Origin of the sequence: Mesorhizobium sp. LSHC420B00 (genome assembly GCF_000503055.1) — a bacterium.
GTDB lineage: Bacteria > Pseudomonadota > Alphaproteobacteria > Rhizobiales > Rhizobiaceae > Mesorhizobium.
Map to the genome: position 1 here is coordinate 369,740 of NZ_AYVY01000001.1, position 18,712 is coordinate 388,451.

The window sequence follows — 18,712 nt, forward strand, 5'->3', positions numbered from 1 at the left end:
TTCTCTTGCTCGCCGGCCGAGGCCGTAAGGTGCGGTTCGTCCCCTTGCCGATTGGGCGGGGCTGATGGCCGGCACTTGCGAGTTTGACATGATGCAATGCGGGTGTTACAGGTAAGTAACATCTCTAACGTTACAGACCGGTAACACCCTAGTCAAGAGGTGCACCGAGGGAATTTCGGGAAACGCAATCACGGAGGTTTTGATGACAGACGGTGTTGTGGAGCGTGTTCGCCCCCGGGACAGGATCCTGGAGACGGCACGGGACATGTTTCACAAGCATGGCATTCGCGGCGTCGGCATCGACGCCATCACCGAGGCCGCCGGTACCAACAAGATGACGCTCTACCGGCATTTCGAGTCCAAGGACGACCTGATCATCGAATGTCTGCGGGCGACCGCCTGCAGCGCCAACGCGATGTGGGAAAAGTTCGAGGCCGAGAATCCGGGCGACAAACTGGCGCAACTGCACGCCTGGGTCCGGATGGCGGCCGATTGCCTGATGTCGGATCGTCGCGGTTGCGACATGGCCAACGCCGCCATCGAGCTGAGCGAGACCGATCATCCGGCAAGGCAAGTGATCAAGGAACTCAAGGAAGCGCAGCGCGAGCGGCTGGTCTCGCTGTGTCGCGATGCCGGCATCGGCCAGGCCGAACTTCTCGCCGACACGCTGTCGCTTCTGCTCGAGGGCGCCCGTGTCAGCCTGCAAAGCGTCGGCGCCGAAGGCCCGAGCGCGCAGTTCGTCCGCATGGCGGAAGGCCTGATCACTTCTTTCAGGGCCAGATAGTCTCGCAAGCGGCGAAACCATTGACAGCTCGTTGGTTACGAGCCGCGCCGCCGAGCGCTCTTTCGTCCCATTCGGATGTGTCGTCACCACACTTCTCCGTCTGCCGCCGCGCCATTCCTTGCGCGGCGTATTGCTTGTTGGTTGTGAGGGCAAGATAGGGCCGGCAGCGAATTGGTGAGAGTGACAAGTGTGACAGGATTCCGCCCGGAAATGCCGTGGCGATCTCAGCGAAGGCCCATCGATTCGCGGATCGGTACTCGTCCCGGTGATAGTCATGGCCCCAGCCTTGGCCGATACCTCAGAGCCGGAACGAAAAAAGCCCGCTGCCGGGAGGAGGTGGCAGCGGGCTTGATTTTCGAATGCGGTGCGGGAGGAGGTGCACCGAATTCAACGTCGGCATCGCATCTGGGAGGAGTAGATGGCCGACGCTTATGAACTTACTGGTTGCCCAATGATTCGGCAACCACAAAAGTTGCATAGCTGATGTGCAGATTTGCGGTATCAACCGAATTTTAACGATCGAGGCCGAGCGAACACCGCCCTCGCGCGGCATCACTGCACCGGGACATTTTCCTTGAAGATCAGGCGCGGCTCGATGAATTTCCGCGTCAGATAGGGCGCCGACGAGGCGATCGAGCCGAGCAGGCGAATGACCGACTGTTCGGCGATCAGCCTGGCATTCTGGTCGATGACGACGTCGAGCAGATCGTCGACGAGATAGCCGCGCGTTTCGCGCGTCAGATCATGGCAGATGAACACCGGCTTTTTCTGCGGTCTGGCTTCGAGCAACGCTTTCGCCACGCCTGATCGTCCGGCGCCGATACAGTAGATGCCGAGCAGCTCCGGCTCGTTGTGCAGCGCCTTCATGGTCGCGGTGTAACTGACCCCCGGCTCGTCGTTGATCTCGACGGCACTGGTGACGGTCAGATTGGGGAACTCCTCGCCGAGCACGGAGCGAAAGCCCATTTCGCGTTCCTCGTGGCCGCGATAGGAACGTGAGCCGACCACCATCGCCAGATGGCCTTTGCGGCCGCCGAGGAACCGTCCCATCAGCAGCGCCGCGGTGCGGCCCGCCACCCGGTTGTCGATACCGACATAGGCCGAGCGGGGCGCGCCCGGAACGTCGGACACCAGCGTGACTAGGCGGATGCCGGCCTCGACGATCTCGCGCAAGATGTTGCGCGTCCTTGGATGATCGACGGCAATGACGCCGACCCCGTTCGCCTTGAGGGAGAGGTTTTCGACGGCTGTCTGTAAGGCGCTCGGCGAAATGCCGGTGAGCTTATGGATGCGGCAGGAGGCGACCAGCGGCAGGCGCGCCGCATAATCCTCGATGTGCCTGGCCAGATCGGCCATGAAGGCATTGCTGCCGATCGGCAGGAAGAATTCGAGATGCGCCGGCCGCGAGGGCAACGCGACCTGGTCGACAACCGGCAGATAGCCGAGCTGCTTGGCCGCCTCCATTACGCGCTGCCGGTTGGCGGCACTCGCCCCCGGCCGGTTGTTGAGCACACGGTCGACCGTCGCGGTCGACAGGCCGCAGCTCCTGGCAATATCCGAAACGGTGGCTTTCATCTCGCAACCATGTGGCGATGCGATCCAGTGCCTCGGCGGTCAGCCGGCGGTCAGTCGTGCCGCTTTGTGCGCTCGACCAGCGCGTCGTGGATCTCCTTGTCCGACATGCCGGTGATGACGCGTTCGACTTCGGCGACGCTGGTCTTCTTCGGGTCGATATCGTCGGCGACCACCTTGCCGCGGCGCATGACGACGATGCGGTCGACCACCTGGAAGACGTGGTGGATGTTGTGGGCGATGAAGATGCAGGAATGGCCGGAATCGCGGGCGCTGCGCACGAAGCTTAGAACGCCTTGCGTTTCGGCGACGCCGAGATTGTTGGTCGGCTCGTCGAGGATGATGAGGTCGCTGTCGAAATGCATGGCGCGTGCAATCGCCACCGCCTGCCGCTCGCCGCCGGAGAGCGAGCCGATCGGCGTCGTCGGCGGAATGTTCTTCGAGATGCCGACCTGCTTGAGCAGGTCGCGGGCAACCACGTTCATCGCCTCCTGGTCCATGCGGTTGAGGAAACGCGGCGGCTTGATCGGCTCGCGTCCAAGGAACAGGTTGCGGGCGATCGACAGTTGCGTCACCAGCGCCGAGTCCTGGTAGATCGTCTCGATGCCGTGGGCGATGGCGTCGCTGGTGCTGCGCAAATTTACCCTCTTGCCGCGGATGAAGATGTCGCCGCTGGTCAGCGGGACCGCGCCCGACAGCACCTTGATCAGCGTCGACTTGCCGGCGCCATTGTCGCCGAGCAGTCCGACGATCTCCCTTTCGTTGACATGGAAATTGGCATCAACCAGCGCCTGAACGCGGCCATAGGACTTGCGGATGTTCGTCATGCGGATCAGCGGCTCGACCATCGTCTCAAGTCCCTGCCTGATGCCGGCGTTCCAGCCAGGAGTGGAGCGCCATCATGCCGAGGATGATAGCGCCGATGAAGATGTTGTAGGCAAGGCCCGGCACACCGATCAGCACGATGCCGTTGCGCATCACGCGCAGGATCAGGATACCGAGCACTGTGCCGATGATGGTGCCGCGCCCGCCGGTCAGCGCCGTACCGCCGATCACCACCATGGCGATGACTTCGAGCTCGTAGCCGGTGCCGCTGTTGGGGTTGGCCGCCGAGGTGCGCAGCGAGCTGATGACGCCGGCAAGCGAGGCCAGGATCGACGACAGGATGAACAGGCCGATCTTGACGCCGCTGACATTGACGCCGCGCGCCCTTGCAGCGCTTGGGTTGCCGCCGGCCGCCTGGATCCAGTTGCCGGTCCGGCTCTGCGTCAGCACGTAGCCGAGCGCGACTGCGGCCGCGATGAACCAGAACAGCGACATATAGATACGGAACGGCCCGATGAAGAAATCGCCGACCAGCGCTTCCGCAAGCCAGCTGCCCTCGGCGCTCCAGGTCCTCTGCGGAAACCCGTTGGTGACGAACAAAGCGGTGCCGCGCACCACCAGCAGCATGCCCAGCGTCACCAGGAAGGACGGGATCTTGAGCTGCGTCACGAACCAGCCATTGACCAGCCCGATGAAGGCGGCAACCACCAGGGCAACGGCGAAGGCGGCTTCAAGCGAGGTGAGACCGCTGTTGAACAGCGTCCACATCAGGACCGGCGAGAAGCCGAACACCGAGCCGACCGAGAGGTCGAATTCGCCCGATGTCATCAGCAGTGTCATCGCCAGCGCGATCAGCCCGAGTTCGACCGTGAAGGCCAGCGTGTTCGAGATGTTCTGCGGCGACAGGAAGTCGTGATTGATGCCCCAGAACACGGCAATCTCGACGACAAGCAGCACGAAAGGCCCGAACTCTGGCCGCGCGATCGAGCGTTGGATAAGGGAACGATTTTCCACCTTGGACCCGCGATAGGATTGGAACTGGCCGAGACGGCAACCGGCTTCGGCGGAATGATGCGACAGTCACGGCCGCCGGAGCGGCCGTGACCAACTCGATCGCGGATTTATTTGCCGGACAGGATCTTGTCGTAGACTGCCGCGGTGTCCTTCTCGTACAGCGCGCCGGTGATCACGTCGAAGCCGGGCGGAATGCCGCTCGCCGCCATGTTGGCGAGCGAGAGCGCGACGTAGCTGGTCGCCTGCGGATCCTGCCACTGGCCGGCATTGACGTAGCCGTTCAGCACTTCCTGGGTGGTATCGAGCGAGTTGCCCCAGCCGACAACCGGGATTTCGCCCGGCTTGACGCCGACCTGGTCGAACACTCGCTTGATCGAACCGGTGACAAGGTCGCCGAGACCGATGACCGCCTTGACCTTGGCCCTGTTGGCGGTGAGGTAATCGACCATGCGGTTGATCACTTCGGCCTGGTCGAGCGTCGCTTCGGTGATTTCATAAGTGATGCCGAGCGGCTCGAAGACGCTCTTGATGCCTTCCTCTTCCTGGACGCCATAGGTGGCGCCGGGAATTTCGACCGGCATCCAGACGAAGTCGCCCTTCTTCACCAGGCCCTTGTCGACCAAGTACTGCGCCCAATGCTTGCCGAAGGTGACGTTGTCGCCGCCGACATAGGCGTTGAAATCCGCTTTCGGGTCGGGCGTGTTGAAGTTGATGATCGGGATGTTCGCCGCCCGCGCTTCCTTGACGATCTCGACAAGGCTGCCCGGATCGGGGCTGGTGGTGGTGATGCCGTCGGCCTTGGCGGCGATTGCGGCGCGAACGGCTTCCTGCTGCGACGCCACGTCACCATTGTGGAACGAGGTGTTGACGGTATTGCCGGTGTCCGTCGCCCATTGCTTGGCGCCGGCAAGGAAGTAGGTCCAGACCGGATCGGCCGGGCCGCCATGCGAAATCCAGTAGAATGTCTTGGCCTGTGCCGCGGCCGGAATGGCCAGCGCCACCACCAAGCCAAGTACAAGCAGTCTTAGCCTCGTCAGCATTTGATTTCCTCCCATTTGAACCGAACTCCTCCTCCCACGACGATCGCGGCGAAAAACCGTGCGCGGCAAAAACCGTGATCGTATTCTGCCAGCGTCGACCTGGGTGCATCAGAGCATCCCCTTTTTCGATCGATGGCAAGCCTTCATCTGCCAGTGGTAGTTGGCGCATCCGCAGGCGCCATCAGAGCTACCATCAGATTGCATCAGTTTGCGTGATATTTCCAGGCAGGCGATTCCTGGACTGCGCCGGCCGGATTGCTCCCGGCGCCCATCTACTCCAAATGACCATGACGCCCTTTGTCGTGGGCGCTGCGGGCCTGTTTGATACCGAAGACCTCAGGTTCCGGGTGTCAAGATCAGCCCTTGATCCAGGCCGGGTCGCGAAAATTGTCCCATGTGGCACCGATGCCTGCATCGACCGGAATGGCAGCGCCTGTAATGCCATTGGCTATGGGCGAGGCGACGAACGCAATCGCCGCTGCGATGTCACGCGGTGTCAGCACCCGGCCGAGCGGATGCCGCTCGGCGTAGGAGGCGAGGATCTCGTCACCATTCGGCAGCGCTGCCAGCCGTCCGGCCAGCAGCGGCGTATGGGTCACGCTCGGGCAGACGCAATTGACCGTGACCCGGTCCCGCGCCAGGTCGAGCGCCGCCGCGCGGGCAAGGTTGAGCAGCGCTCCCTTCGACACGCAGTAGGAGAACATGCCGTGCTCGGCCTGCAGCCCATCGAGGCTGGAGAGCAGCACGATGGCGCCGCTCTTTTGCTTGCGCATGCCCTTGGCCGCCTCGCGCACCACCAGGAACGAGCCTCGCACGTTGACGCCCATCACCTGTTCGAAATCCTCGACCGAGGTCTCGAACACCGGGCCGCCGGCGCCAAGCACGCCGGCACAGGCCACGGCGACATCGATTTCGCCAAGCTGCTTGCGCGTCGCTGCAAAGGCATCGGCGACGGTCTTCTCATGACCGGCATCGCCTTCGAAGGCGATCGCTTTCCGACCGATGTGCTTGACCTGCCTGGCGGTGTCTGCAGCAGCGCCCGCGGTCCAGTCGAGGATCGCGACATCGGCGCCGAGATCGGCCAGCGTCAGCGCCGTCTCGCGGCCTATGCCCGAGCCGCCGCCCGTGATGAAGGCGACCTTGCCTTGATAGGAAAGTCCGGGAAATGAGTCGCGCGGGCTCATGCGCCCGCCTTCGCTGCCATTTTGATAGCGCCTTTGTAGGTCGGGGCGCCGCCGCCCGGCACTTTCAGCCGCCACAGGCGCCCGGCATAGGACGGTTTGTCGCTCGATGCCAGCACGCTGGCGTCGGTCACCCAGAGCGTCTCGCCGTCGAAGGCGAGATTGGTCGGCGCGCCGCCGCACTTGATGAAGCCCTTGATGGTGCCGTCGCGGGCGACGACATGGATGCCGCCCCCGACCAGGTCCGTGACCAGCAGCGAACCGTCGGCGGCGATCGTCATGCCGTCGAGGATCGGGTTGTCGCCAGGCATGCGGCCGAGATCCTCGATGCTGCCGTCGCCCTTCAGTCGCCTGACACGGCCGGTGTAGGATTCGTCCCAGACGATCGAGCCGTCGGCCTCGACGACGATGCCGTTCGGAAACACCGGTTCTGGGAAGGCCACCTTGATCGTCGCCTTGCCGTCCGGCGCCAGCGCAAAAATGTAGCTCGGGTCGGGACTGGCGGGATTATAGGTGCCGGGGTCGGTCCAGACCAGCGTACCGTCCGGCGCAAAGACCAGATCGTTCGGGCCATTGAGTTTGACGCCCTCGACCTCGGTCACCAGAATTTCCGGCCCGGCGCCCGGCCGCACCCGCTGGATCGATGGCACGGTCATCTCAGGCGCGCGCCACGGACCGACGGTGCCGCCGTTCTGGCAGACATAGAGCGCGCCGTCGGAGCCAAGCACGCAGGAGTTCGGCGCGCCGGTCACATAGGCGAATTGCCTTGCCTTGTCATCCTTGCCGACAATGGTCAGCTGGCTGCGGTAGCTTTCGACGAAGACCAGGCTGCCGTCCGGCATCACGGTCGGCCCTTCCGGCCATCCGAGATTGTCCGTCACCAGTTCCGGCGAAAGATCGTTCTTCATTTCACGGCCCCTGCGGTTAGTCCGCGCACGATGTAGCGCTGGACGAAAAGCGAGAAGAGGAGGATCGGGATGACGGTGACGACGCCGACCGTCGCGGCGATGTTCCAGTCGATCGGTCGCTGCGCGCTGACCAGGGTCGCGGCACCCAGCGATATGGTCTGGAAGGCACGGCTGTCGATGACGTAGAGTGCGACCAGGAACTCGTTCCAGATGAACAGCGCGCCGAACAGCGCTGCCGTCACCAGGCCCGGCCGCACGATCGGCAGCATGACGTGCCACAGCACACCGACGCGCGTGCAGCCGTCGATCATCGCCGCTTCATCGATCTCGCTCGGGATTTCGTCGAAGAAGCCGATCATGATCCACACCACGAGCGGCAGCGAAAAGGCGATATAGGGCAGGACCAGGCCCGGATAACTGTCCTGCAGGCCGGCCGTCTTGACCATCAGAAACAGCGGAATGGCGACAGCGATCGGCGGCATGAAGCGCATCGACAGGATGGTGCTTGCCAGCTGCTCGCTATGCTTGAAGCGCAGCCTTGAAAACGCATAGGCCGCCGGCGTGCCGATCAGAATCGCGGCTGCGGTTGCGATGCCGACCACGATGATGGAGTTGAGGGTGAAGGCCAGCATCCCCTGGCTGAACAGCACCTCATTGTAGTTCTTGACGATCTGCGTCCAGTTGAGGTTGAGCGTCGGTGGCACCTGCGCCAGGATCTCGATGCGCTTCTTGGTCGACAGCACCGCCAGATAGAGGAAGGGCGCGGCGCCGAAGATGCCGAGCACGATGAGGAAGAGGTAGGCGATGACCCGGCCCGGGCGGATCTTCATCGCGAGTTCCCGGGCCGGATCTGGACGTATCTGAGCATCACTGTCGTGCCGACGGCGAGGATCAAAAGCATCATGTAGGCGACCGCCGCGGCATAGCCGTAATTCTGGAACTGGAAGCCGTTCTGGAACGAGAAAAAGGACAGCGTCGTCGTGCTGCGCGCTGGCCCGCCATAGCTCAGCCCGTAGATCAGGTCGAACGAACGGAAAGCATCGACGGCGCGGAACACGGCGGCGAAGACGATGGCCGGCGTCAGCATCGGCAGCGTGATGCGCCGGAAGGTGACGAATGGGCCGGCGCCGTCGACCTGGGCGGCTTCGAAGACATCCTGCGACAGCGCCTGCAGGCGCGCAAAGACGATGATGAAGACGAATGGCGTCCATTGCCAGCAGTCGACGAGGATCACCGTCACCATCGACATGCCGACCGAGCCCAGCCAGTCGGGTGGCGTCAGTCCGATCTGCTTTATCGCCCAGTTGACCAGCCCCCAGTCCGGATTGAGCAGGGCGCGCCACATCACCCCGACGATGATCGGCGTCATCAGCATCGGCAGCAACAGGATGCCGCGCACGATCCAGCCGCCCTTCAGCTGCAGGTTGAAGAACATCGCCAGTGCGACGCCGAGCACGACCTGGATGGAAACCGAGAAAAACACCATGATGGCGCTGTTCATGGCGGCGTTCCAAAACAGCGGATCGACCAGCAGGGCACGGTAATTGGCGAGGCCGACGAAATTGCCGGTGCCGGTCGCGGCGGTCAAATCTGTAAGCGACAGGCGCAGGCTGTGGAACAGCGGATAAATGCTGAAGACGATCAGGTAAAGCAGGCACGGGCCGAGGAGCAGCCACACGGCTCTCCCCGGCTCGTCACGTGTGCCGAAGACGAATTTCGTCTGGGTGGCGGCGGTTGTCGCAAGGCTCATCGAAAATCACATCCACAGCGATCCGCGCGGGCACCGATCAGGCAAGGTGGCCTGCCTTCCGCAAGATCGCCTCCCACTGGGTCTGCACTTTTTCACAGGCAGTCTTGGCATCTTGCGTGCCGATCAGCGCCGCGTTGAACTCGACGTTCATGACATCGTTGAGTTGAAAGAATTCCGGGATCAGCGACGTCGGTATGGTGTCGGCCGTCTCGATCGCCGTCAGCGCGTCCTTGAGGTAGGGGAACTTCGCCACCAGCTCGGGATCTGTGAAAGCCGAGGTGCGGTTCGCATCGATGTTGTATTTCTCGATGGAATAGCGGTTCACCGCCTTGCTGGTGATCCAGGTCAGCGCCAGCCAGGCGGCGTCCTTCTTCGCCGGGTCGATATTCTTCGGGATGCCGACCCCCCAGCCGCCTTGGATTGCCCGCGGCGACTTGCCGTCGCCGGAAGGAACCGGGGTGGTCGCGGTGGTCTCGGCGACCATGGAATTCTCGCTGTTCAGGATCGGCCCGGCAATTGTAGACCAGAAGATCATCTGCGCGATCTTGCCGGTGGAGAAGCCGTCGACGTTTTCGGCAAAGCCGTATTTGGTCACATTCTTCGGCGCATAGGGCAGCAGGTCGATCAGCATCTGCAAGGCGCCGATGCCTTCCTTGGAATTGACCTGCGGCTTAAAATTCTTCTCCTTGGCGCTGCCGGTCATCAGCACGCCGCCAGTGGTGATGAAGCGAGTGTACCAGTCGACCGCGGCGAGCGAGAAATCGTTGGCGCCGATGAAGGAGCAACCGGCCACGTCGTCGGTGTTGAGCTTCTCGGCGGCAGCCTTGAACTCGTCCCAGGTCTTGGCCGGCTGCAGGCCTGCCGCGTCGAACAGGTCCTTGCGATAGAAATAGATGACCGACCCGGAATGCAGGCCGGGTATGCCGTAGACGTCCTTGCCTTTGCCAACCGTGCCGGAGGCCATGTCGAAAATGCCGACATTCTTCATCGCCGCCGGGATGAGATCGGCGAAATCCCAGTCCGGCGGCGTTTTTGCGGGATCGTCGATATAGGCGTTGAGCTGCTCGTAATAGCCGCCGCCGACCTGCTGGGTCGTCAGGAACCCAAGATACTCGATCAATTCGAACGAGGATTTGTCTGCCTTGAGGTTCTGCAATGTCTTTTCGATCAGCGCGCCGAGTGCCGGCGAGGTGATCTCCAGTTCCATGCCGGTCTCCTCGACGAATTTCGGCATCATGTCGGCGAGCGCGCGATGGTCGTTCTCATCGCCGGTCATCAGGATGTTGATTTTGGTGCCGGCGAACTTCTTCATGTCGAAACCGGCGGCGTAGAGCGGCACGGTGCCGCCAAGTCCTCCAAACGCCGTTGCCAGGCCCAGCATGCCGGCGCGCTGCATCAGGTCGCGGCGCGTCAGGCCGCCTGTATCCACGGCGGCGTTTTCGCCGGGCCGCGGGTGATCCGTCTGCTCTTTTCCGCTCATGTCTCACTCCCCAGTTTCTTCTTTGTTCTGCCGACGGGACTGCATCGGTCCGGACGGCAGATTGCATCCGGCGATCTAAATAGTCAATCGATTGCTTAATGATCGCTCAAACGATTGCTTGAACAAACACGTCGTGTTATCGATGCCGTGCTCTATGGGTGAAAATTGTCTCGGGCGCAGGCGCTTGACAGCTGTCGCGCACGGCCTCTACACGATGGCAAACAACAATGTGCCAGGCGACTGAATGGCGGCCTTCCAGCGCATCCGAAGCCCGAACCGACAGGGAGGTCGTCGATGAGCCTGGGAAGCGTTGTCGTGACAGGTGCGGGCGACGGCATAGGACGCGCCATAGCGATCCGATTGGCCGCCGACGGCTGGAATGTCGTCGGCCTCGAACTTGACCGGGCGGCAGCCGAGGCGCTTGGCAAGACGCTTGGCAACGGCCATCATGCGGTGTGCGGCGACGCATCCGACCGCTCGGTGCTGAAAGCCGCCCGCGAGGCGGCGGAACAACTCGCGCCGTTGCGCGGATGGGTCAACAATGTCGGCATCGCCTTGATGGGCAATCTGCATGAACCCAATGAGCCCGAGGTCGAGCGTTTGTTCGCCGTCAACCTGATGTCGCATTTCTGGGGCTCGTCCGAAGCCATCCGGACGTGGGTTCGAGACCGGGCGACCGGTTCGATCGTCAATGTCTCCTCGGTGCATGGCCGCTCGGCCTTCAACATGTGGGCGGCCTATGATGTGGCCAAGGCCGGCATCGATGCGCTGACCCGCTATATCGCGGTCGAATACGGGCCGATCGGCATCCGCGCCAATGCGGTCGCGCCCGGCGCCGTCCGTACGGCGCTGGTGCAACGCGTGATCCGCGACAGCCCCGACAGCGCGGTGGCTGAAAAGGAAATGTCGATTCAGCATCCGCTCGAGCGCATCGGCGAGCCGGAGGAGATCGCGGCCGCCGTCTCGTGGCTGATTTCGTCCGAGGCCTCGTTCGTCACCGGCCAGTCGCTGGCCGTCGATGGCGGCTTGACCTCGCGCTGCTACCGCTATGCGCCCGACGCGCAACTGCTCGCCATGTACGGAAAGGGCTGAAGCCTTTGAAGCCAATCAGCCCGCCGGGGCGCGCCACGCTGAAGGACATTGCCCGCACTGTCGGCGTCGACGTTTCCACCGTTTCCAAGGTGCTCAACGACGGCGGCATCAGCGTGCGGCCGCAGACGCGCCAAGCAATCATCGACGAGGCAAGCCGGGTCAACTATCGCCCACATGCGCTTGCTCGCAACCTGCGCACCCAGCGCACCGGCGCACTCGGCATTCTGCTGCCCGACCTCACCAATCCAATCTATGCCGAGACGGTGCATGGTGCGATGCGCCAGGCCGAACGGTCCGGCTACGTCATGCTCATTGCCGAGGTTGCGGACGAGCGCACCTCCGCCGCCGCCTATATGCGGTTGGTCAGCGAACGCCGCATCGACGGGCTGATCATCGCCGTCAGCGCCGAAACCAGCGAGATGATCGCTGCCATCGAGAACAATCCGGTGCCGCACGTCTTCGTCAACCGCCGTTCCAGCATCGGCCGCAGCGTCACCGTCGACGACCAGGCTTCGGGACGGCTTGCCGCGCAGACCCTGATCGAGGCCGGCCATCGGCGCCTCGGCTTCATCGGCGCGTTGCCCGAACTCGACACCTCGCGACGCCGGCGCCATGGCTTCGTCGAAGTCTGCCAGGCTGCCGGCCTGCCAGCCGTCGTCGAAATCGCCGGCCCGGTCTCGCGCCGCGGTGGCTACGATGCCTTGCACAGGCTGCTCGATGAGGCGCAACGCCCGACCGGCGTCTTCGCCTTCAACATGCTGGTCGGCATCGGTGCGCTGGCGGCGGCCCGTGTGCGCGGCGTGCGCGTGCCGGACGATCTTTCGGTGGTCACGCTCGACGGCGAGGACGCCATCTTTACCGCGCCGCCGCTGACCGCCATCATTACCCCGCTCGCCGAAATGGGCGCGCGCGCCGTCGTCGAGCTCGAAGCCATGATCCAGGGGCGCGAACCGCAGGATGTCGTCATCAATATCCCGCCGAAGCTGGTTTACCGCGAATCCGTGGCGCCGCCGCCTCGCTAAAGCGGTTCATAGTTTCACGGAAACGCCGAACCGCTCTATCTCTTTGTTTCTACGCAATTCCGGACGGAAAACCGTTTCACACCTTTCCTGGAATTGCGCTAAAGCCTTCGCGGCTCAAGCCGTCGCCGGACCGGCGACGATGCCGCGGTCGTGCAGGCTTCCGATCTCGCCGTCGCTCAACCCCAGTTCGGTCAGGATCTCGTCGGTGTGCTCGCCAAGTACGGGCGCGCGGACTGCAGGAAGCCGTTCCACCGAGGAGAAATCCAGTGGCGAAGTCGGCGTCAGCAGCGATCCGAGACCGGGGTGATCGACCTTTGCGAACATCGGGTTGTCCGTCGAGCAGCGCGGATCCTCGACCAACAATTGCCGGAATGTCTGGTAAGGCCCCCACGAGACGCCGGATGCCGTGAAGCTGCGCCGCACGTCGGCGAAGCTCCGTGCCGAAAACCACGGCGCCAGTAGGGCGGCGATCGCCTCGCGCGCCGCATAACGCCCGCCTTCGCTGTCGAGGTCGGCGCCGCTTGTTGCCGCGAGCTTTGCCGTGTCCAGCCCGGTCGCCTGCAGCAGTACGGCCCATTGCCGGCCGGTCAGCGCCATCACCATGACGCGGCGGTCGTCGGCGGTGAGGAAATCCCGCCCGAACGCACCATAGAGATAGTTGCCGTCCTTTTCGGCACTGCCTCCAAGTTCGGCCTGCGCCAGCCGACCGAGATTGCCGGTCATGGCCAGCGCTACGTCCGATAGCGCCAGTTTCACCAATGACCCGTTGCCGGTGCGGCTGCGGTGGCGGTCGGCGGCAAGCACGCCCACCGCCGCCATCTCGCCCATCGCGATGTCCCAGGCCGGCAGCACGCTATTGGTAGGCTCCGTGGCGCCGCGCGCGCCGGTGATTTCGGCAAAGCCGGTTGCCGCGTTGACGGTATAGTCGACCTCGCTGGTTCCATCATTGTTGCCGGTCAGCGCGATCATGATGACGTCGTTGCGCCGGTGCTTCAGGGCCTCGTAGGAGAGGGCGCCGCGCGCCGCAAAATTGGTCAGGAAGATGCCGTTGCCCGGCCCCGGTCTCGCGATCAGACTGGCCACGACGTCCTGCCCTTCGGGCGACTGCAGGTTGATCTGGATCGAACGCTTGCCCTTGTTCATGCCGGCCCAGAACAGGCTCTGGCCGTTGTCCGCCACTGGCCACCGGCCATGGTCGAGCCCACCGCCGATCTGGTCGTAGCGGATCACGTCGGCCCCCAATTGTGCCAGCGTCATGCCGCCAAGCGGTGCCGCCACGAAGGCCGAGCCCTCGACGATGCTAAGGCCGGCGAGAATGCCGCCGCTCATGCGAACAGCCCCACTGATCGCCAGTCGAGCACGTCGGAAATCCCGCCATCGGAAGCGGTCGCCCGCACCAGTGAGCGCAAATGCACCAGCCCACCGCCGCCGGGCAGAGGCTCGCAGTGCCCGATGCCGATTTCGGAATGCAGCGTGTCGCCCTCGTGCACCGGCCCCAGATGATCGCAGTCCTGCCAGCCCAAAATGGTTACCAGCGACGGCAGTGCACGGGTCAACTGTGCCGCTGCCAGCCCGATCGTATGGCCGCCATAGACGAGGCGCTGCCCCGTCTGGGTGCGGTCATGGTGGATCGTCGCCAGGTTCATCGTCAGCCGCGCCAGCTCCGGCGCGCTGCTCACCACATCGCCGCCGGCAAGGCGATGGATGGTGCCGGCGCTGAGATCGTTGAAATGCGGGCCAGGCACCGCCTTGCGGTAAGCGTCGAGGTTCCATCCGCCGATCGCCGCCGGCGCTCCCATGAACTCGGATCGCGGCGGATCGGTTTCGCCCTGCGCGGCACCATCCCCTGCCTGTCTGGCCGGTAGTAGCGCGCACCGGCAGAAATCGAGTACCGGTCGGTCCTCCTGATCGCTGGTGGCGATCCGCATGGTGACCAGGCCGCGCGACGCACGCCCCGGCCTGGCGGCGGCGGACCGCAGCCCGATGATGGTGGTAACGGTCTTCAAACTGTCGCCGATCGCCGGCGCCCGGCGAAAGATCAGACCGCGGTAGAAGAGGTTGGCGATCGCCCGCTGCGTCACCAGCGTCGACTGGCCGATCGCCACGTCCCAGACCAGCGCCGGCGCGGCAAAAGGCTGCTTTAGTCCGGTCACGGATGCCGACAGTGCCGCATCGAAGGCCAGCCTCAGCCTGCCGCCGACGATTGTATGGTGGGCAGCGGCAAGGCCGTCGCTCAGCCGCATCACCGGCGCTCCGTCGAAGCGGTCGCCGATGCGGAGATCCTCGTAGAACGGACCGTCGATGCCTATTGCGGGAGGAGACGTGCTCACGCTGCTGATCCTTCGTCAGCTTCGGCCCGGATCAGAAGGATGCGCTGCCAGCGGCCGCACCACCACCTTCAGCCAGGGGTAGAACGGCAGCGACGCGATCGCCTCATGCAGCGCGGTCGCGTCGGGCGCCTCCCAGATGCCGAAATTCGCCCATCGGCCCGGCTGACGCCACAGCCGGCGCACGATGCCGGCCGCGGCCAATTCCTTGGCGCGACGGCCTTCTGCCGCGATCAGCTCCGCCTTTTGCCGGGGGTCGCCGTCGGGCGGGAAATTGACCTCTATTTCGACCAGAAATTCCATCTCTGGTCCCCTCCAGCCGAATGGGCGCCGACATGCGACAGGATTTCGCCGAGATCCGGCGCCGGTGAGTCCAGCACCTCCATTGTCGCCCGCTCCACGGCATCGCTTATGTCGGCCTTAAGCTGGTCGAGACCGCCCGGCGCCAATATTTTTTCGCCGGCCAGCCGCTCTGCCAGGATGTCGATAGGGTCACGCTTCAGCCAGGCATCGAGCTCGCCGGCCGGCCGATAGGTCGCCGGGTCCGAACGTGAATGGCCGGAATAGCGATAGGTCTTCATTTCGATCAGTGTCGGCCCTCCGCCGCGGCGGGCGCGGGCGACGGCGGTCGCCATCGCCTCCGCCACCTTGTCGACATCCTGCCCGTCGGCGACGACGCCCGGCATGTTGTAGCTCGCGGCACGTATGGCGATGTCCTCGACCGGCGTCGACAGCTGGATACGGGTGTATTCGCCGTAGAGATTGTTCTCGCAGACGAAGACCACCGGCAGCTTGCGGATCGCCGCGAAATTGAGCGACTCGTGGAAGGCGCCGATATTGGCCGAGCCGTCGCCGAAAATGGATACGGCGATGCGGTCCTTGCCGCGGGCGCGAGCCGCCATCGCCGCGCCGCAGGCGATCGGCAGGCCGGCGCCGACGATGGCGGCGGTCGGCAGCAGCCCGACCTCCGGCTCGACCAGATGCATGGAACCGCCGAGGCCACCGGCGCAACCGATGACGCGGCCGCAGATCTCGCCGATGACCGCCGTTGGCGACACGCCGAGCGCCAATGCATGGCCATGGCCGCGATAGGTGCAGGTGACGATGTCGTCGGGATCGATCGAGCGCGCGATGCCGACCGAGACGGCCTCCTGTCCGCTGGCAAGATGCGTGCTGCCGCGGACGTGCCCTTCGGCGAAGAGTTTCTGGATGCGCTCCTCGACCGCGCGAATCTCGACCATGCGCGTGAGCTGCTCCAGCCTGTTCTTCAAGGCCTCGCGCCGCACGATCGGCACATTCGAATTGGAGAGCGTCATGCTGCGTTCCTCCACCACGGAAGGGGTGGCTTGTTGGTCGAGACAAGCGTTGCGATCTGTTCGGCCACATAGGCCGGGCTCGGCAGGAAACGGGCTTCGAGCGCGCCGCTATAAGGTACGGGCGCTTCGGGAAGCGTGATACGATGCGGCGGCGCCTTCAGCCGGCCGAACGCTTCGATGGCGATCGACGAGACGACATCGCCGCCCCAGCCGCTGCCGGCCGGCGCCTCTTCGAGCGTCACCAGGCGGCCTGTGCGCACAACCGATTCGGCAACGGTCCGGCGGTCCCATGGCCACAGCGTCAGAAGGTCGACGACCTCGATATTGGCGTGGCTGGTTTCCGCTGCCGCGAGCGCCACCCGCCGCATCGCGCCGCAGGTGACGAGCGTCACGTCGCTGCCGGGCCGCGCGATCTCGGCTTGGCCGAGCGGAATGCGGTAGTTGCGGTCGAATTCGTATTCCTCGCGCTCGGCGTAAAGCACGCGCGGTTCGAGCACCACCACCGGATCCGGATCTTCGATCGCCGACCGCAGCAGGCCATAGGTCGTGCGCGCATTGCTGGTCACCGCGACCTTGAGGCCGGGCGTGCCGCGGAACCAGTGGTCGAGCATCTGCGAATGCTGGCAGCCAAACCCCTGGCCGGCGCCGGCTGACGCGCGCACGACGAGCGGCGTCGTCAGCCGGCCGCGCGACAGATAGCGCATCGTTGCCGCCTGCGTCGTCAACTGGTCGAGCGCGACGCCGATGAATTCGATGAACATCATCTCGACCACCGGCTTCAGGCCGCAGACGGCAGCACCGACCGCGGCACCCATGAACGCCATTTCCGAAATCGGTGTGTCGATCACCCGTTCGGGGCCATGCGTGGCAAGCAGCCCCTCGGTCACCTTGAACGGACCCCCGGCGGCGGCGATGTCTTCACCCATGACGATGACGCTGGGGTCATCCGTCATCGCGTCGTCAAGTGCCCGCAGAACCGCTTGCCGTATCCAGATCTTAGCCAAGGTTCAGACCTCCCAATGCACTGCCCGGATCGTCGATAGCGTCGGCGAAATTATCGCAGCGGAAGAAATTTGGAACGTTTTTATCGGCACTGGCGTCATTCCGGTTTGTAGCTGCCGAAGGCTTGGGCACTTTCGATGAGCTCGACGCGGAAGCCGTCCGGGTCGATCATGTAAACCGCCTTGCCGCCCTTGTTCGGCCCGATCGTCGGTGTCACCGGCGGCGACACGGATTTGACGCCCATCGCCGTCAGTTTTTCGTAGAACGACATGAGGTCATCGACGTTGAAGGCGATGTGGCCATTGCCGACATTGCCGTTATGCATGTCGACGGGAATCTGCTCGACATTGCGGTATTCCAGAAGCTCGAGGCAGACGTCGGTACCGGGCAGGCGCAGGATGGCGCTGTGCAGGTCGACTTCCGGATAGCCGACCAATTCGCCGATATAGGGCGCACGCGGGTTCCATTGGAACGCCAGCTCGAATCCGAGCACGTCGCGATAGAACGCGATCGAGCGGTCGAGCGACCGCACGGTGAAGCCGGTGTGATGGGCTTTCGTGATCCTGGCCATTCCGTCTGCGCTCCTTTGGTCAGGCGTTCAGATAGCCGTCGTCGCACATGACGACATGGCCGGTGACCAGTTCCGAGGCGTCGCTGGCGAGGAACACCGCCGTGCCGATCAGTTCGCGCGGCAAGCCGAGTCGCGGCCGCGGCATGCGCGCCTTGATGAAATCGGCGGTGATCGAGCTTGTCGCTCCCGCCGCCCTGGTCAGCGGCGATTCCATCAGTGTCGGCCCGATGCCGTTGACCCTGACGCCGCGGTCGCGCCACTCGAGCGCCAGTGCGCGGGTGACCTGCAGGACGCCGCCCTTCGACGCGAGATAGGCGCTCGCCCAGGGATAGGCTTTGAACGAGCCGATCGAGGCGATGTTGATGATCGAGCCCTTGTTCTGGCCGAGCATCACTCCGCCAAAGGCCTGGCAGCAGAAATACGTGCCCTTCAGGTTGAGGTCGAGGATGAAGTTGAATTTGTCCTCGGGGAACTCCTCGGCCGGGCTGCGGAAGGCCGAGCCGGCGCTGTTGACCAGTATGTCGATATGGCCGTGACCGCGCTTGACCGCCTCGGCCAAGGCGAAGCACTGGTCGCGCTTGGTGACATCGAGGCTGGCGACCTCGGCTTTGCCACCCTGTTCGGCGATCGTTGCGCGCGTCGCTTCGGCGCCGGCCATGTTGATGTCGGCAACGATGACGGTGACGCCCAATTGCGCGTAGCCGATCGCGATCGCGGCACCCAGCCCGCTGCCGCCGCCGGTCACGACGGCGACGCGGCCGGAGAGGTCGAAGAGGCCCGCTGCATAATTGGCGGGAACGGTCTGGTCGTCGGTCATCGCTATGCCCG

19 protein-coding genes are annotated in these 18,712 nt (G+C 64.1%); 3 read left to right on the top strand and 16 right to left on the bottom strand.

The window, feature by feature from the left end:
- The first annotated feature begins 202 nt into the window (after window positions 1–202).
- Window positions 203–784 (top strand): TetR/AcrR family transcriptional regulator, encoded by a 582-nt coding sequence (locus X760_RS42470; protein WP_023716803.1) that lies wholly within the window; start codon window positions 203–205, stop codon window positions 782–784.
- A gap of 552 nt (window positions 785–1,336) precedes the next feature.
- Here the strand turns inward: X760_RS42470 and X760_RS42475 are convergent.
- The 9 genes from X760_RS42475 to X760_RS42510 all read right to left on the bottom strand — a co-directional run bounded on the left by X760_RS42475 (window position 1,337) and on the right by X760_RS42510 (window position 10,554).
- Complete coding sequence (locus X760_RS42475; protein WP_023716804.1) at window positions 1,337–2,359, bottom strand: LacI family DNA-binding transcriptional regulator; 1,023 nt, start codon at window positions 2,357–2,359, stop codon at window positions 1,337–1,339.
- A 50-nt stretch (window positions 2,360–2,409) separates the two neighbouring features.
- Window positions 2,410–3,204, bottom strand: coding sequence for an ATP-binding cassette domain-containing protein (locus X760_RS42480; protein WP_023716805.1), 795 nt, complete (start codon window positions 3,202–3,204; stop codon window positions 2,410–2,412).
- Between the two features lie 4 nt (window positions 3,205–3,208).
- A complete protein-coding gene (locus X760_RS42485; protein WP_023716806.1) occupies window positions 3,209–4,195 on the bottom strand; it encodes an ABC transporter permease in 987 nt (328 codons plus the stop codon).
- Window positions 4,196–4,302: 107 nt separating this feature from the next.
- Window positions 4,303–5,235: a substrate-binding domain-containing protein gene (locus X760_RS42490; protein ID WP_023716807.1), complete on the bottom strand. Its 933-nt coding sequence runs from the start codon at window positions 5,233–5,235 to the stop codon at window positions 4,303–4,305.
- Between the two features lie 356 nt (window positions 5,236–5,591).
- Window positions 5,592–6,419 carry an SDR family oxidoreductase gene (locus X760_RS42495; RefSeq protein ID WP_023716808.1) on the bottom strand — a complete coding sequence of 276 codons (828 nt, stop codon included), beginning with the start codon at window positions 6,417–6,419 and terminating at the stop codon, window positions 5,592–5,594.
- Window positions 6,416–7,324, bottom strand: coding sequence for an SMP-30/gluconolactonase/LRE family protein (locus tag X760_RS42500; protein ID WP_023716809.1), 909 nt, complete (start codon window positions 7,322–7,324; stop codon window positions 6,416–6,418). The genes X760_RS42495 and X760_RS42500 overlap by 4 nt, the downstream gene beginning before the upstream one ends.
- A complete protein-coding gene (locus tag X760_RS0136890) occupies window positions 7,321–8,154 on the bottom strand; it encodes a carbohydrate ABC transporter permease (protein WP_023716810.1) in 834 nt (277 codons plus the stop codon). Before X760_RS0136890 ends, X760_RS42500 begins: the two co-directional genes overlap by 4 nt.
- Complete coding sequence (locus X760_RS42505; RefSeq protein WP_023716811.1) at window positions 8,151–9,074, bottom strand: sugar ABC transporter permease; 924 nt, start codon at window positions 9,072–9,074, stop codon at window positions 8,151–8,153. Before X760_RS42505 ends, X760_RS0136890 begins: the two co-directional genes overlap by 4 nt.
- A gap of 37 nt (window positions 9,075–9,111) precedes the next feature.
- Window positions 9,112–10,554: an extracellular solute-binding protein gene (locus X760_RS42510; RefSeq protein ID WP_023716812.1), complete on the bottom strand. Its 1,443-nt coding sequence runs from the start codon at window positions 10,552–10,554 to the stop codon at window positions 9,112–9,114.
- A gap of 294 nt (window positions 10,555–10,848) precedes the next feature.
- Between X760_RS42510 and X760_RS42515 the strand changes: the two genes are divergently transcribed.
- Both X760_RS42515 and X760_RS42520 read left to right on the top strand, forming a co-directional pair.
- Complete coding sequence (locus X760_RS42515) at window positions 10,849–11,646, top strand: SDR family oxidoreductase (RefSeq protein WP_023716813.1); 798 nt, start codon at window positions 10,849–10,851, stop codon at window positions 11,644–11,646.
- Between the two features lie 5 nt (window positions 11,647–11,651).
- Window positions 11,652–12,668 (top strand): LacI family DNA-binding transcriptional regulator, encoded by a 1,017-nt coding sequence (locus tag X760_RS42520; protein ID WP_023716814.1) that lies wholly within the window; start codon window positions 11,652–11,654, stop codon window positions 12,666–12,668.
- A gap of 114 nt (window positions 12,669–12,782) precedes the next feature.
- Here X760_RS42520 and X760_RS42525 read toward each other — a convergent pair whose 3' ends face one another.
- The 7 genes from X760_RS42525 to X760_RS42555 form a co-directional block, all read right to left on the bottom strand.
- Entirely contained in the window at window positions 12,783–13,997 is a 1,215-nt protein-coding gene (locus X760_RS42525) for a CoA transferase (protein WP_031193340.1), read from the bottom strand.
- A complete protein-coding gene (locus tag X760_RS42530) occupies window positions 13,994–14,998 on the bottom strand; it encodes a MaoC family dehydratase (RefSeq protein WP_023716816.1) in 1,005 nt (334 codons plus the stop codon). The genes X760_RS42525 and X760_RS42530 overlap by 4 nt, the downstream gene beginning before the upstream one ends.
- A 15-nt stretch (window positions 14,999–15,013) precedes the next feature.
- Window positions 15,014–15,298, bottom strand: a complete 285-nt coding sequence (locus X760_RS42535) for a muconolactone Delta-isomerase family protein (RefSeq protein WP_023716817.1) — start codon at window positions 15,296–15,298, stop codon at window positions 15,014–15,016.
- Window positions 15,277–16,311 (bottom strand): thiamine pyrophosphate-dependent dehydrogenase E1 component subunit alpha, encoded by a 1,035-nt coding sequence (locus X760_RS42540; protein WP_084642367.1) that lies wholly within the window; start codon window positions 16,309–16,311, stop codon window positions 15,277–15,279. The genes X760_RS42535 and X760_RS42540 overlap by 22 nt, the downstream gene beginning before the upstream one ends.
- Window positions 16,308–17,315 (bottom strand): transketolase C-terminal domain-containing protein, encoded by a 1,008-nt coding sequence (locus tag X760_RS42545; protein WP_023716819.1) that lies wholly within the window; start codon window positions 17,313–17,315, stop codon window positions 16,308–16,310. The genes X760_RS42540 and X760_RS42545 overlap by 4 nt, the downstream gene beginning before the upstream one ends.
- A 95-nt stretch (window positions 17,316–17,410) precedes the next feature.
- Complete coding sequence (locus X760_RS42550) at window positions 17,411–17,884, bottom strand: VOC family protein (RefSeq protein ID WP_023716820.1); 474 nt, start codon at window positions 17,882–17,884, stop codon at window positions 17,411–17,413.
- A gap of 19 nt (window positions 17,885–17,903) precedes the next feature.
- Window positions 17,904–18,701 (bottom strand): SDR family oxidoreductase, encoded by a 798-nt coding sequence (locus tag X760_RS42555; protein ID WP_023716821.1) that lies wholly within the window; start codon window positions 18,699–18,701, stop codon window positions 17,904–17,906.
- Window positions 18,702–18,712 lie beyond the last annotated feature (11 nt).

Coding starts and splice junctions, on each gene's coding strand:
- X760_RS42475 (WP_023716804.1), bottom strand. CDS start 2,359: ATGAAAGCCACCGTTTCGGATATTGCCAGGAGCTGCGGCCTGTCGACC.
- X760_RS42470 (WP_023716803.1), top strand. CDS start 203: ATGACAGACGGTGTTGTGGAGCGTGTTCGCCCCCGGGACAGGATCCTG.
- X760_RS42480 (WP_023716805.1), bottom strand. CDS start 3,204: ATGGTCGAGCCGCTGATCCGCATGACGAACATCCGCAAGTCCTATGGC.
- X760_RS42550 (WP_023716820.1), bottom strand. CDS start 17,884: ATGGCCAGGATCACGAAAGCCCATCACACCGGCTTCACCGTGCGGTCG.
- X760_RS42505 (WP_023716811.1), bottom strand. CDS start 9,074: ATGAGCCTTGCGACAACCGCCGCCACCCAGACGAAATTCGTCTTCGGC.
- X760_RS42510 (WP_023716812.1), bottom strand. CDS start 10,554: ATGAGCGGAAAAGAGCAGACGGATCACCCGCGGCCCGGCGAAAACGCC.
- X760_RS42555 (WP_023716821.1), bottom strand. CDS start 18,701: ATGACCGACGACCAGACCGTTCCCGCCAATTATGCAGCGGGCCTCTTC.
- X760_RS42500 (WP_023716809.1), bottom strand. CDS start 7,324: ATGAAGAACGATCTTTCGCCGGAACTGGTGACGGACAATCTCGGATGG.
- X760_RS42515 (WP_023716813.1), top strand. CDS start 10,849: ATGAGCCTGGGAAGCGTTGTCGTGACAGGTGCGGGCGACGGCATAGGA.
- X760_RS42490 (WP_023716807.1), bottom strand. CDS start 5,235: ATGCTGACGAGGCTAAGACTGCTTGTACTTGGCTTGGTGGTGGCGCTG.
- X760_RS42525 (WP_031193340.1), bottom strand. CDS start 13,997: ATGAGCGGCGGCATTCTCGCCGGCCTTAGCATCGTCGAGGGCTCGGCC.
- X760_RS0136890 (WP_023716810.1), bottom strand. CDS start 8,154: ATGAAGATCCGCCCGGGCCGGGTCATCGCCTACCTCTTCCTCATCGTG.
- X760_RS42495 (WP_023716808.1), bottom strand. CDS start 6,419: ATGAGCCCGCGCGACTCATTTCCCGGACTTTCCTATCAAGGCAAGGTC.
- X760_RS42540 (WP_084642367.1), bottom strand. CDS start 16,311: ATGACGCTCTCCAATTCGAATGTGCCGATCGTGCGGCGCGAGGCCTTG.
- X760_RS42535 (WP_023716817.1), bottom strand. CDS start 15,298: ATGGAATTTCTGGTCGAAATAGAGGTCAATTTCCCGCCCGACGGCGAC.